The following is a 14201-nucleotide window of genomic DNA, read 5'->3' on the forward strand; positions in this document are numbered from 1 at the left end:
GGGGCGGAGCGGCCAGACACAGGGTCTGTTCAACCACGGGTTAACGCTGTCTGTGCTGCCGCTAGCAAGCGGATGCCGATTGTTCTCGGCATCGGAGGAGTGCACATGGCAACGTTAATCGGCATTGTGACCAAGGTGATCGGGCAGGTTTACGCGGTAGGCGCGGATGGCGCCCGTCGTCTCCTGGTGGAAGGGGACCGGCTGTTTGTCGGTGAGCAGTTGGTCACTGGAGCCGAAGGTGCGGTGGCAGTGCATCTGCAAAATGGCCAGGATCTGACCCTGGGCCGTGACAGCAGCCAGCAACTGACGGCGCAGTTGCTTGACCAGCAGGCCACTCAGGTCGATACCCCGCAAGTGCTGGCACCCAGCGATGCGCAACTGAGCGATGTCGAACAACTGCAACAAGCCATTGCCGCCGGTGATGACCCAACCCAAACCGCTGAAGCCACTGCGGCGGGCCCCACCGGTACCGGTGGCGCGCCGGGTGCCGAGGGCGGCGGTCACAGCTTTGTTCTGCTGGAGGAAGTCGGGGGCCGGGTCGAGCCGGTGATCGGCTTTCCGACAGCGGGCTTCAATGGCATCCCCGAATTTGTCCCTGAGCGCATCGATGGCCTGCTTCCGATCAATGGTGCAACCCCCAACAACCCGGTGAGCCTGAGTGGGCTTGCGGTGGAGGGCGGTGAACTCACGGTCAATGAAGCCAACCTGGAGCAGGGCTCGGCAAGCAATCCGGCGGCCCTGACCCAGAGTGGCACTTTCACAGTCTCGGCCCCGGATGGGCTGTTCAGTCTGAATGTCGGTGGCATCAATGTGGTCAGCGGCGGCGTGGCGGCGGCTTTTCCACAATCCATCGCCACCGGCCTGGGCAATACCCTGACCATCACCGGCTTCAACGCGGCCACCGGGGTGGTCAGCTACAGCTACACCCTCAATGGCAATGATCTGCACTCCGCGGCGGATGGCACCAACAGTCTGAGCGAGCAGTTCAGCGTGGTTGCCATCGACAGCAATGGTGACTCGGCCAGCAACACCCTTGACGTCAATATCACCGACGATGTGCCGACGGCAGTCAATGACAACAACGCAGGCACTGCCTCGGAAAGCCAACTGACCCTGAGCGGCAATGTGCTGACCAATGATGTGCAGGGCGCTGATCGGGTGGCGGCCGGACCTGTTACCGCCGGCACCTTCAATGGCACCTTCGGCACCCTGGTGCTGGCGGCGGACGGTAGTTACACCTATAGCGTGAACACCAGCGATCCGGCTTTCCTGGCGCTCAAGGGCGGCGGCAGCGGCACTGAAACTTTCGCCTATACCCTGACTGATTCCGATGGCGACGCCAGCACCGCCAACCTGGTGCTGCAGGTGAACAACAATGACGATCCGGTGCTGCTGCGAGGCTTGGAGGTCGAGGGAGGCGAGCTCACTGTCTATGAGAAGAACCTGACCACCGGCAGCGGCCCGGATACCCCGGCCCTGACCCAGAGCGGCACCTTCACGGTGACCGCACTGGACGGCCTGCAAACCTTGACTGTCGGCGGTATCACCGTGGTCAGCGGCGGCGTACCGGCGGGCTTTCCGCAAAGCGTCACCACTGGCCTGGGCAATACCCTGACCATCACCGGTTTCAACCTGGCCAGCGGCGAGGTCAGCTACAGCTACACCCTCAATGGCAACGATGCCCATCCGAACGCCAATGGCGCCAATAGCCTTGGCGAGCAGTTCAATGTAGTGGCCACTGACGTGGATGGCAGCAGTGCCAGCGCCTCACTGGATGTGAACGTGGTGGACGACCTGCCCACGGCGGTCAACGACAGCAATCCCGGGACCGCTTCGGAAAGCCTGTTGAGCCTGACTGGCAATGTGCTGGGCAACGACGTACAGGGCGCCGACCGGGTCGCTTCCGGGCCGATCACGGCCGGCACCTTCACCGGAACCTACGGCACCCTGGTGCTGGCAGCGGATGGTTCGTACACCTATACCCTGCATCCCACCGACCCTGCGTTCCTCGCGCTGGGCGGGGGCGGCAATGCTACCGACACCTTCACCTACACCCTGACTGACGCCGATGGCGACCCCAGTACGGCCAATCTGGTGCTGCAGGTGCACAACAATGACGACCCGGTGACCTTGAACGGCCTGGAGGTCAATGGTGGCGAACTCACCGTTTACGAGAAGAACCTGACCACTGGCAGCGGCCCGGATACTCCGGCGTTGACCCAGAGCGGCACTTTTACTGTAACGGCCCTTGATGGTCTGCAGAGCCTGAACGTGGGCGGCATCAGCGTGATCAGCGGCGGGGTGGTGGCGGGTTTTCCGCAATCCATCGCCACCGGCCTGGGCAACACCTTGACCGTTACCGGTTATGACGCAGGCACCGGGGTAGTCAGCTACAGCTATACCCTCAATGGCAACGATGCCCATCCGACGGCCAATGGCGTCAATAGCCTCAGCGAGCATTTCAGTGTGCTGGCCACTGATGTGGACGGCAGCACCGCCAGCGGCTCTCTGGACGTCAACGTGGTGGATGACCTGCCTAGTGCGGTCAACGACAGCAATCCGACTACTGCCTCGGAGAGCCAACTGACCCTGACCGGCAACGTGTTGACCAACGATGTACAAGGCGCGGATCGGGTGGTTTCCGGACCCGTTACTGCCGGTACGTTCACCGGCACCTACGGCACCCTGGTGCTCAATGCCAACGGTTCCTACACCTACACGCTGAACACTGCGGATGCCGACTTCAAAGCCCTGCGCGGCAATGGCAACGGTACAGAAACCTTCGCCTACACCGTCACCGACTCCGATGGCGACCCCAGCACAGCGAACCTGGTGCTGCAGATCCATAACAACGACGACCCGGTGACCTTGAATGGCCTTAACGTCAACGGTGGCGAGTTGACGGTCTATGAGAAAAACCTCAGCGACGGCAGCAGCCCGGATACCCCTGCGTTGACCCAGAGCGGCACGTTTACCGTGACCGCGCTGGATGGCCTGCAAACCCTGACTGTGGGCGGCATCAATGTGGTCAGCGGCGGCGTCGCGGCGGGTTTCCCGCAAAGCGTCACCACCGCCTTGGGCAACACCCTGACGATCACCGGCTACAACGCCGGCACCGGAGTCATCAGCTACAGCTACACCCTGCTGGACAACGAGGCCCACCCGAGCGCCAACGGTGCCAACGGCCTCAGCGAACAGTTCAATGTGGTGGCTACGGATGTGGATGGCAGCAGTGCCACCGGGACCCTGGATGTGAACGTGGTGGACGACCTGCCGACTGCGGTCAACGACAGCAATCCGACCACTGCCTCGGAGAGCCAGCTGACCCTGACGGGCAACGTGCTAACCAACGACACTCAAGGGGCAGACCGAGTGCCCAGCGGGCCGGTGACAGCCGGAACCTTTACTGGCACCTACGGCACCCTGGTGCTCAATGCCAACGGTTCCTACACCTACACGCTGAACACTGCGGATGCTGACTTCAAAGCCTTGCGCGGCAATGGCAACGGCACAGAAACCTTCGCCTACACCGTCACCGACTCCGATGGCGACCCCAGCACAGCGAACCTGGTGCTGCAGATCCATAACAACGACGACCCGGTGACCTTGAATGGCCTTAACGTCAACGGTGGCGAGTTGACGGTCTATGAGAAAAACCTCAGCGACGGCAGCAGCCCGGATACCCCTGCGTTGACCCAGAGCGGCACGTTTACCGTGACCGCGCTGGATGGCCTGCAAACCCTGACTGTGGGCGGCATCAATGTGGTCAGCGGCGGCGTCGCGGCGGGTTTCCCGCAAAGCGTCACCACCGCCTTGGGCAACACCCTGACGATCACCGGCTACAACGCCGGCACCGGAGTCATCAGCTACAGCTACACCCTGCTGGACAACGAGGCCCACCCGAGCGCCAACGGTGCCAACGGCCTCAGCGAACAGTTCAATGTGGTGGCTACGGATGTGGATGGCAGCAGTGCCACCGGGACCCTGGATGTGAACGTGGTGGACGACCTGCCGACTGCGGTCAACGACAGCAATCCGACCACTGCCTCGGAGAGCCAGCTGACCCTGACGGGCAACGTGCTAACCAACGACACTCAAGGGGCAGACCGAGTGCCCAGCGGGCCGGTGACAGCCGGAACCTTTACTGGCACCTACGGCACCCTGGTGCTCAATGCCAACGGTTCCTACACCTACACGCTGAACACTGCGGATGCTGACTTCAAAGCCTTGCGCGGCAATGGCAACGGCACAGAAACCTTCGCCTACACCGTCACCGACTCCGATGGCGACCCCAGCACAGCGAACCTGGTGCTGCAGATCCATAACAACGACGACCCGGTGACCTTGAATGGCCTTAACGTCAACGGTGGCGAGTTGACGGTCTATGAGAAAAACCTCAGCGACGGCAGCAGCCCGGATACCCCTGCGTTGACCCAGAGCGGCACGTTTACCGTGACCGCGCTGGATGGCCTGCAAACCCTGACTGTGGGCGGCATCAATGTGGTCAGCGGCGGCGTCGCGGCGGGTTTCCCGCAAAGCGTCACCACCGCCTTGGGCAACACCCTGACGATCACCGGCTACAACGCCGGCACCGGAGTCATCAGCTACAGCTACACCCTGCTGGACAACGAGGCCCACCCGAGCGCCAACGGTGCCAACGGCCTCAGCGAACAGTTCAATGTGGTGGCTACGGATGTGGATGGCAGCAGTGCCACCGGGACCCTGGATGTGAACGTGGTGGACGACCTGCCGACTGCGGTCAACGACAGCAATCCGACCACTGCCTCGGAGAGCCAGCTGACCCTGACGGGCAACGTGCTAACCAACGACACTCAAGGGGCAGACCGAGTGCCCAGCGGGCCGGTGACAGCCGGAACCTTTACTGGCACCTACGGCACCCTGGTGCTCAATGCCAACGGTTCCTACACCTACACGCTGAACACTGCGGATGCTGACTTCAAAGCCTTGCGCGGCAATGGCAACGGCACAGAAACCTTCGCCTATACCGTCACCGACTCCGATGGCGACCCGAGCACGGCGAACCTGGTGCTGCAGATCCATAACAACGACGACCCGGTGACCTTGAACGGCCTTAACGTCAACGGTGGCGAGTTGACGGTCTATGAGAAAAACCTCAGCGATGGCAGCAGCCCGGATACCCCAGCATTGACCCAGAGCGGCACGTTTACCGTGACCGCGCTGGACGGCCTGCAAACCCTGACCGTGGGCGGCATCAATGTGGTCAGTGGCGGCGTCGCGGCGGGTTTCCCGCAAAGCGTCACCACTGCTTTGGGCAACACCCTGACCATCACTGGCTACAACGCCGGCACCGGAGTCATCAGCTACAGCTACACCTTGCTGGACAACGAGGCCCACCCGAGCGCCAATGGTGCCAACGGCCTCAGCGAACAGTTCAATGTGGTGGCTACGGATGTGGATGGCAGCAGTGCCACCGGAACTCTGGATGTGAACGTGGTGGACGACCTGCCGACTGCGGTCAATGACAGCAATCCGACTACTGCCTCGGAGAGCCAACTGACCCTGACGGGCAACGTGTTGGCCAACGATGTACAAGGCGCGGATCGGGTGGTTTCCGGACCCGTCACTGCCGGTACGTTCACCGGCACCTACGGCACCCTGGTGCTCAATGCCAACGGTTCCTACACCTACACGCTGAACACTGCGGATGCTGACTTCAAAGCCTTGCGCGGCAATGGCAACGGCACAGAAACCTTCGCTTACACCGTCACTGACTCCGATGGCGACCCCAGCACAGCGAATCTGGTGCTGCAGATCCATAACAACGACGATCCGGTGACCTTGAACGGCCTTAACGTCAACGGTGGCGAGTTAACGGTCTATGAGAAAAACCTCAGCGATGGCAGCAGCCCGGATACCCCAGCGTTGACCCAGAGCGGCACGTTTACCGTGACCGCGCTGGACGGCCTGCAAACCCTTAGCGTGGGCGGCATCAATGTGGTCAGCGGCGGTGTGGCTGCGGGCTTCCCGCAAAGCGTCACCACTGCTTTGGGCAACACCCTGACCATCACCGGCTATAACGCCGGCACCGGAGTCATTAGCTACAGCTACACCCTGCTGGACAATGAGGCCCACCCGAGCGCCAACGGTGCCAACGGCCTCAGCGAACAGTTCAATGTAGTGGCTACGGATGTGGATGGCAGCAGTGCCACCGGAACTCTGGATGTGAACGTGGTGGACGACCTGCCGACTGCGGTCAATGACAGCAATCCGACTACTGCCTCGGAGAGCCAACTGACCCTGACGGGCAACGTGTTGGCCAACGATGTACAAGGCGCGGATCGGGTGGTTTCCGGACCCGTCACTGCCGGTACGTTCACCGGCACCTACGGCACCCTGGTGCTCAATGCCAACGGTTCCTACACCTACACGCTGAACACTGCGGATGCTGACTTCAAAGCCTTGCGCGGCAATGGCAACGGCACAGAAACCTTCGCTTACACCGTCACTGACTCCGATGGCGACCCCAGCACAGCGAATCTGGTGCTGCAGATCCATAACAACGACGATCCGGTGACCTTGAACGGCCTTAACGTCAACGGTGGCGAGTTAACGGTCTATGAGAAAAACCTCAGCGATGGCAGCAGCCCGAATACCCCAGCGTTGACCCAGAGCGGCACGTTTACCGTGACGGCCCTGGACGGCCTGCAAACCCTGACTGTGGGCGGCATCAATGTGGTCAGCGGCGGTGTGGCTGCGGGCTTCCCGCAAAGCGTCACCACCGCCTTGGGCAACACCCTGACCATCACTGGCTACAACGCCGGCACCGGAGTCATCAGCTACAGCTACACCTTGCTGGACAACGAAGCCCATCCAACGGCGCTGGGCGCCAATAGCATTGCTGAACAATTCAATGTGGTGGCCACCGATGGCGACGGCAGTACCGCGTCCGGGGTGATAGACGTCAACATCGTCGATGACCTGCCCGGCGCCGTGGCGGATACGGCCAGCGGCACGGAAGGCGCCACCATCAATGTCAGTGTGCTGGGCAATGATGTGCTGGGCGCCGATGGTGCAGCCGTTGGTGGCGCGGTGGTCGGCGTGCGCGCCGGCAGCAATACCGCCACCTCGGCCATCGGCGGGCTGGGCAGCAGCATCGCCGGCACCTACGGCACCCTGACTCTGGATGCCGCCGGCAACGCGGTGTACCACAGCAATCCGAACTCGGTGAGCCCGCCCGGGGCCAGTGATGTCTTCACCTACACCATCCGCGACAGAGATGGTGATGAGAGCACCACCACCCTGACCATCAATGTCACTGACAGCGGCCTCAAGGCAGTGACCGATCAGGACGTCACTGTCTATGAAAAAGCCCTGGACCTGAATAAGGATGGTCAGGACCTGGCTGCTGGCACCGTGGCTGGTAGCGATCCGGGCTCCACCGCGGAAACCGCCAGCGGCACCCTGGTGGGCTCGGTCACCGGCGGCTCTGGAGGTATCACCTTCAGTCTGGTGGGCAGTGCCACGGGCAGCTACGGGCAGATTCTGCTCAACCCCAATGGCACCTACACCTACACCCTGACCTCGGCGCCGAAAACCACCCCCAATGCCAACGATGGCGCCAATACCTTGAGTGAGAGCTTCACCTACAAGGCCACCGATGCCCTGGGCAACAGCACCACCGGCAGCATCCTGGTGAGCATTGTCGATGATGTGCCCAAGGCAGTGGCCAGCGAGCGTTCGGTCACGGCGGTGGAGGTGGACTCCAACCTGCTGCTGGTGATCGACGTGTCGGGCAGCATGGCTGATCCTTCAGGTGTTTCCGGCCTGACGCGGCTGGGCCTGGCCAAGCAGGCCATCAGCGCTTTGCTCGACAAGTACGACAACATGGGCGATGTCAAAGTCCAGCTCGTCACTTTCAGCAGCTCCGCTACCGCCCAGACTCCGGTGTGGGTAGACGTGGCCACGGCCAAGGCAATTGTCGCCACGCTGGTGGCAGGAGGCGGGACCAACTACGACGCGGCGGTGGCGGCGGCGAAGCTGGCCTTTGTCACCAGTGGCCAGCTCAGTGGCGCGCAGAATGTCGGCTACTTCTTCTCCGACGGCGCACCGACCTCGGGTCAGGAAATCGGCACCGCGGACGAGACGGCCTGGAAAGCCTTCCTCGATGCCAATGGCATCAAGAACTATGCGATCGGCCTGGGCAGCGGGGTCAGCAATGGCAACCTCGATCCGCTGGCCTATGACGGCAGTACTCACGTCAACACCAATGCGGTGGTGGTCACCGACCTGAACCAGCTCAATTCGGTGCTGGCCGGTACGGTGCAAGGCTCTCCGGTCACCGGCAGCTTGCTGGGGGATGGCGGCAGCTTTGGTGCCGACGGCGGGTTCATCAAGTCGATCGTGGTGGATGGCGGAACCTACACCTACGACCCCAAAGGCAACAGCAACCAGGGCTCGCTGACCTTCAGCGGCACCACCAACAACGGTACCTTCAATACCGTCAACAACAGCATCAGCATTGCCACCAGCAATGGCGGTACCCTGGTGGTGAACCTCGATACCGGGGACTTCAGCTACAGCTCGCAAAAAGTCACAAACTCAGTAATCACCGAAACCTTTGGCTATACGGTGAGCGACAACGACGGTGACCTGGCGAGCTCGACTCTGGTGGTCAAGGTCAATCCCAATGCGTCTCCGGTCGCCGGGGATGACCACATCATCACCAACGTATTGTCCAGCAGTGTGGCGATTCCCGAGGATGCACTGCTGGCCAACGACAGTGACGTCAATGGTGATCCTCTGAATGCGGCGCCCACCACTTTCAACACCGGCTGGGCGGCCAAGGGCGCGGCGTTCACGGCGGCGAGTCAGCAGACCATCGGCTTTGCCGGGAATGGCAACAATGGCGCCAACCAGGCCATCACCATCGATCGCGCCTCGTTCAATGCCAACGCCGCGACCATGACCGCGGTGGTGCTGGTCAGCGGTTACCTGGGAGCCGTCACTAACGCCAATGCCAACGATGAGGACGTGATCACCGTCAATCTCAAACAGGGGGAAACCCTGAATCTGAATCACAATCTGGCCGCCGGCCGCGTCTCCATGGAATACGCCTTTAACGGTGGAGCCTATACGGCGATCGCCGATGGCGGCACCTTCACGGCGGCGGCGGATGGGCCTTACCAGATCCATATCGTCAACATCACCAACACCAGCGGCGGCAACACCACGGCAGCGGAAAACTATCAGCTGACCATGACCGTGAATTACTCCGGGGCGCAGGACGTCACCCCGGATTACCACGGCACCTACACCGCCAGCGATGGTCACGGTGGTAGCGATGTGGCGGCGGTGAGCATCTCCTACCAGGATGGCAACACCCTGACCGGCACTTCCGGTGACGATGTGCTGGTGGCGGGCAGTGGCAACAACATCCTCAATGGCGGCGATGGCAACGATGTGCTCACCGCAGGCTCGGGCAACAACACCCTGAATGGTGGTAGCGGCAATGACCTGCTGTTCAGCGGGCCGGGCAATGATCTGCTGGATGGCGGTGCGGGTATCGATACCGCCAGTTACGCCCATGCCACGGCGGCGGTGACGGTCAACCTCGGCCTGGCGGGGGCGCAGAACACCCTGGGCGCGGGCACTGACACCCTGACCGGCATCGAGAACCTGGTGGGCTCCAACTACAACGACACCTTGACCGGCGATGGCAACGCCAACGTCATTACCGGCGGGCTGGGGAACGATGTGCTCAATGGCGGTGGTGGCGATGACCTGCTGATCGGCGGGATGGGCAACAACACCCTGACCGGAGGCGGCGGCAGCGATACCTTCCAGTGGCTGCAGGGCAACAATGGGCACGATGTGGTGACCGACTTTACGCCGGGCACCGACAAGCTGGACCTATCGCAGTTGTTACAGGGAGAGAATGCGACTTCCGCTTCCCTGGATGACTACCTGCACTTCAAGGTCACTGGCAGTGGCGCGACCTTGGTCACCAGCATTGATGTCAGCGCGGTGGCAGGGGCGACGCCGACCCAGACCATTGACCTGGCGGGGGTCGACCTGGCCAGCCATTACGGAGTCACGCCAGGGGCGGGCGGGGTGATTGCCGGAGGGGCGGACACGGCCACCATCATCAACGGCATGCTCAACGATCACTCGTTGAAGGTGGATACCGTCTGATGGTTGTCACGGTCCTTGAGGCCGCTGCCCAGGCAGCGGCTGCTGGGGCTGCTCAAGGGCGCCGCAAGGTTTTCTGGCGCAGGATGTAAATGCTGACCAGCACCGCGCTGGTCAGCATGAAACCTCGTGCCCAGGGCAGTGGCACCAGGTAGCACGAGAGCCCAATGCTCAGCCACATCAGGCTGATCGCATACACCTTGCCCTTGAGCGGAATGCCATTGCCATCCAGGTAGTCGCGGATCCACGGACCCAGGCGCGGGTGTTGCACCAGCCATTGGTAGAAGCGTGGAGAGCTACGGGCGAAACAGGCGGCCGCCAGCAGTAGGAAAGGGGTGGTGGGCAATACCGGAAGGAAGATGCCGAGTACCCCCAGCGCTACGCTCAGCCAGCCGATGGCCAGCAGAACGTAACGCAACACCAGGGGGCGTTGGCCTATGGGCTTGGCCATAGGCGCCGACTCAGTGGTGGCGAGGCTTGAGCAGCGCCGGTTTTTCGTCGGGTGCGTTGCACAGCAGGTACAGCGCGGTAAGTGCTTCGGGGATCTGCACGATCATGTCGTCCATCAGGTTGGCATCGCTGGCGATGTCGGAGAATTCCGGCTGCTCGTCGAACAGGCCGGAACCCACCATGATCGGCAGCAGCATCTCGCTGACTTCTTCCTCTGCGGTTTCGAACCAGGCTGCTTCACGCAGGAACACGCCTTCCATGAAACCGATGCACCAGCCGCGCAGGTCGGAGTCGTCCGGGTCGTCGCCCAGATCGAGTTCGCAAGGCAGCTCGAACTCTTCATCGGAGGCCAGTTGGCGCGCGATGTGCGCCTTGAGGGCCAGTAGCGTGGATTCGATGGCTTCGCGTTCGGCGTCGTCGCTGTAATGCGGCTCTTCGGCGAACAGGGCGTCGATCCATTCACGGTCGGGAACGCTTTCCGAGCAGATCGACAGCGCGGTCAAGTAGCCGTGAGCGGCCACGTAGTCCAGCGCCTCGTCGTGCAGATCATCTGCGTCGAGGAAGACTTGCAGGCGGGTTAGTTGCTCAGCGAAGGACATTGACGGCTACCTTGGGGAATAAACGATGCTGAATTCTAGGCTTTCTTGAGCGCTCAAGCCAGCCACGGGGCAGATTTGAGCGGTTCTAAAGGTTACCAGCGGTCCATTGTCGGCGCCCTCTGCCGGGAAGGGCTCGGGTATACTCGCGCGTTTTGTGATGCCCTGCAGGCCCGACGGCAAGTGCGGACAAGTCCGCTAACGCATTTGTCGGTGAACCACGCCGACTTTTCGGCCAGTCTGCATCCAGGGAAATCGGCGATTTTTGGAGTTTTTCATGCTCGAACAGGCTCAACGCGTCCTCAAGGACATCTTCGGCTACGACAGTTTCCGTGGTCGCCAAGGTGCGATCATTGAGCGCGTTGCCAGCGGCGGTGATGCCTTGGTACTGATGCCCACCGGCGGTGGCAAGTCGCTGTGCTTCCAGGTTCCGGCCCTGCTTCGCGAAGGCCTGGCGGTGGTGGTCTCGCCTTTGATCGCGTTGATGGACGATCAGGTGGCCACCCTTGAGGAACTCGGTGTTGCGGCCGCCGCCTTGAACTCGACCTTGAGCGCCGAGCAGCAGCGTGACCTGGCGGCGCGTATTCGTCGCGGCGAGGTGAAAATGCTCTACCTGGCACCGGAGCGCCTGGTTCAGCCACGTATGCTGGCGTTCCTGCAGAACCTCGATATTGCTCTGTTCGCCATTGACGAAGCTCACTGCGTGTCCCAGTGGGGGCATGACTTCCGTCCTGAATACCTGCAGTTGGGGCAGTTGGCGGAAATGTTCCCGAACGTGCCGCGCATTGCCCTGACCGCCACCGCCGACAAGCGTACCCGGGAAGAGATCGTCAATCGCCTGCACTTGCAGGACGCCGAGCGTTTTCTTTCCAGCTTCGACCGACCGAACATCTTCTATCGCATCGTGCCCAAGGAACAGCCGCGCAAGCAGTTGCAGGCCTTCCTCAACGAGCGGCGCAGCGATGCCGGGATCGTCTATTGCCTGTCGCGCAAGAAGGTTGACGAAGTGGCGGCCTTCCTCTGTGAACAGGGCTTTACCGCGCTGCCGTATCACGCTGGCCTGCCCAACGAGTTGCGCGCCTATCACCAGAAACGTTTCCTCAACGAGGAAGGCCTGATCATGGTGGCGACCATTGCCTTCGGCATGGGCATCGACAAACCCAACGTGCGGTTTGTGGCCCACATGGACCTGCCCAAGTCCCTGGAGGCGTACTACCAGGAGACCGGTCGTGCCGGCCGTGACGGCCTGCCAGCGGACGCCTGGATGGCCTACGGACTGCAAGATGTGCTGATGCTCAAGCAGATGCTGCAGAACTCCGAAGGCGACGAACGCCACAAGCGTCTTGAACAGCACAAGCTCGATGCGATGCTGGCCCTGTGCGAGGAAACCCGTTGCCGGCGCCAGACATTGCTCGCCTATTTCGATGAGGACATGCCCCAGCCTTGTGGCCATTGCGACAACTGCGTCGATGGCGTGCAAACCTGGGACGCCACCGAGCCGGCGCGCCAGGCACTGTCGGCCATCTATCGTACTGGTCAGCGTTATGGTGTCGGTCACTTGGTGGACGTGTTGCTGGGTAAGGACACCGAAAAGGTCCGCAGCTTCGGTCATCAGCACTTGTCGGTGTTCGGGGTCGGCAAGGCCCGTAGCGAAGGCGAATGGCGCTCTCTGTTTCGCCAACTGGTGGCTCGCGGGCTGGCGGACATCGACCTTGAAGGTTATGGCGGTCTGCGTCTGAGCGACACGTGCCGGCCCTTGCTCAAGGGCGAGGTAACCCTGGAGCTGCGACGCGATCTCAAGCCGCAAAGCACTCCCAAGAGCAGCACCAGCCAGGCCAGCCAACTGGTACGGGGCGAGGAGCGCGAGCAATGGGAGGCGCTGCGAGCCCTGCGGCGCAAGCTGGCGGAAGAACATGGGGTGCCGCCCTATGTCATTTTCCCCGACTCAACCTTGTTGGAGATGCTTCGCAGCCAGCCCGGCTCCATGGCGGAAATGGCCGAGGTCAGTGGTGTCGGTGCGCGCAAGCTGGAGCGTTATGGCGCGGCGTTCCTCGAAGTGCTGGGGGGCGGTGTCGAGGCGCCGAAGGTGGTCGCCGATATCCGCCACGAGCTGATTACCTTGGCCCGTGCCGGGATGACCCCGGTGCAGATCGCCGGGCAACTGCAGTGCACGGAAAAGAACGTCTACACCTTGCTGGCTGAAGCCATTGGCAAGCAGCAACTGTCCCTGGAGCAGGCGCTGGATCTTCCAGAAGACTTGCTGGGGGAAATCCAGGACGCTTTCCTCGACGGTGAGGGCGAACTACCGCCCGTGGTCGAGATCAGCCAAGTGTTTGCCGGACGAGTCCCCGAAGGTGTTTTGTACTGCGTGCGTGCCGCGCTGCAGTCGGAGTTTGAAATGTGAAGGGGTGCGTCAATGTTGTAACGATTCAGTCCCTTAGAGGCCTTGCCTCCTGGCAAGGGTCATGCTTAGCTGACTAATAATTAGTTTTTCTTTATTTTCAGTCTGATCATGAGTGTTTTATGCCGTTAACCGATGAACACCGTTTTGGTATGCAGCTGGCGCATATGTCTCGCGGCTGGCGTGCCGAACTGGACCGCCGCCTGGCCGGGCTTGGCCTGTCCCAGGCCCGCTGGCTGGTGCTGCTGCACCTGGCCCGTTTTGAAGACGCGCCAACCCAGCGTGAGCTGGCGCAAAGCGTTGGCGTAGAAGGGCCAACCCTGGCTCGGCTGCTGGATAGCCTGGAAACCCAGGGCCTGGTCCAGCGCCAATCGGTGGTGGAAGATCGCCGGGCGAAGAAGATCGTCCTCTGTCCTTCCGCGCGGCCCTTGATCGAGCAGATCGAGACCATCGCCACTGCCTTGCGCCATGAATTGTTCATTGGCGTCGACGACGAAGACCTGCGGGTCTGCATGCGCGTTCATGGGCGCATCCTGGCTAATCTGGAAAAATCCTGATGCCTTCAGCCGGGGTTGCCTGACCCC

5 protein-coding genes are annotated in these 14201 nt (G+C 61.8%); 3 read left to right on the forward strand and 2 right to left on the reverse strand.

Annotation, left to right across the window (positions count from 1 at the left end):
• Positions 1 to 105 precede the first annotated feature (105 nt).
• A complete protein-coding gene (locus LOY69_RS07920) occupies positions 106 to 10173 on the forward strand; it encodes a retention module-containing protein (protein WP_265074358.1) in 10068 nt (3355 codons plus the stop codon).
• Between the two features lie 52 nt (positions 10174 to 10225).
• Here the strand turns inward: LOY69_RS07920 and LOY69_RS07925 are convergent, their stop codons facing one another.
• Together LOY69_RS07925 and LOY69_RS07930 are read right to left on the reverse strand one after the other, a co-directional pair.
• On the reverse strand, positions 10226 to 10621 hold the full coding sequence (locus tag LOY69_RS07925; RefSeq protein ID WP_265074359.1) for a YbaN family protein: 396 nt from the start codon (positions 10619 to 10621) through the stop codon (positions 10226 to 10228).
• Positions 10622 to 10631: 10 nt separating this feature from the next.
• Complete coding sequence (locus LOY69_RS07930) at positions 10632 to 11219, reverse strand: YecA family protein (RefSeq protein ID WP_102864084.1); 588 nt, start codon at positions 11217 to 11219, stop codon at positions 10632 to 10634.
• Between the two features lie 274 nt (positions 11220 to 11493).
• On the opposite strand from LOY69_RS07930, the gene recQ reads away from it, so the two are divergent.
• Together recQ and LOY69_RS07940 are read left to right on the forward strand one after the other, a co-directional pair.
• The gene (gene recQ / locus LOY69_RS07935; RefSeq protein ID WP_102878823.1) at positions 11494 to 13620 is read left to right on the forward strand and encodes a DNA helicase RecQ; all 2127 of its coding nucleotides are present in this window, start codon (positions 11494 to 11496) and stop codon (positions 13618 to 13620) included.
• Between the two features lie 119 nt (positions 13621 to 13739).
• Positions 13740 to 14174, forward strand: a complete 435-nt coding sequence (locus LOY69_RS07940; protein WP_102864082.1) for a MarR family transcriptional regulator — start codon at positions 13740 to 13742, stop codon at positions 14172 to 14174.
• Positions 14175 to 14201: the final 27 nt, after the last annotated feature.

The sequence above is a fragment of the Pseudomonas sp. B21-059 genome, assembly GCF_026016285.1.
Classification (GTDB): domain Bacteria; phylum Pseudomonadota; class Gammaproteobacteria; order Pseudomonadales; family Pseudomonadaceae; genus Aquipseudomonas; species Aquipseudomonas danubii.

Excerpts from the sequence above, each read along its gene's own strand:
- LOY69_RS07920 (WP_265074358.1), top strand. The coding sequence starts at position 106 with ATGGCAACGTTAATCGGCATTGTGACCAAGGTGATCGGGCAGGTTTAC.
- LOY69_RS07925 (WP_265074359.1), bottom strand. The coding sequence starts at position 10,621 with ATGGCCAAGCCCATAGGCCAACGCCCCCTGGTGTTGCGTTACGTTCTG.
- LOY69_RS07930 (WP_102864084.1), bottom strand. The coding sequence starts at position 11,219 with ATGTCCTTCGCTGAGCAACTAACCCGCCTGCAAGTCTTCCTCGACGCA.
- recQ (WP_102878823.1), top strand. The coding sequence starts at position 11,494 with ATGCTCGAACAGGCTCAACGCGTCCTCAAGGACATCTTCGGCTACGAC.
- LOY69_RS07940 (WP_102864082.1), top strand. The coding sequence starts at position 13,740 with ATGCCGTTAACCGATGAACACCGTTTTGGTATGCAGCTGGCGCATATG.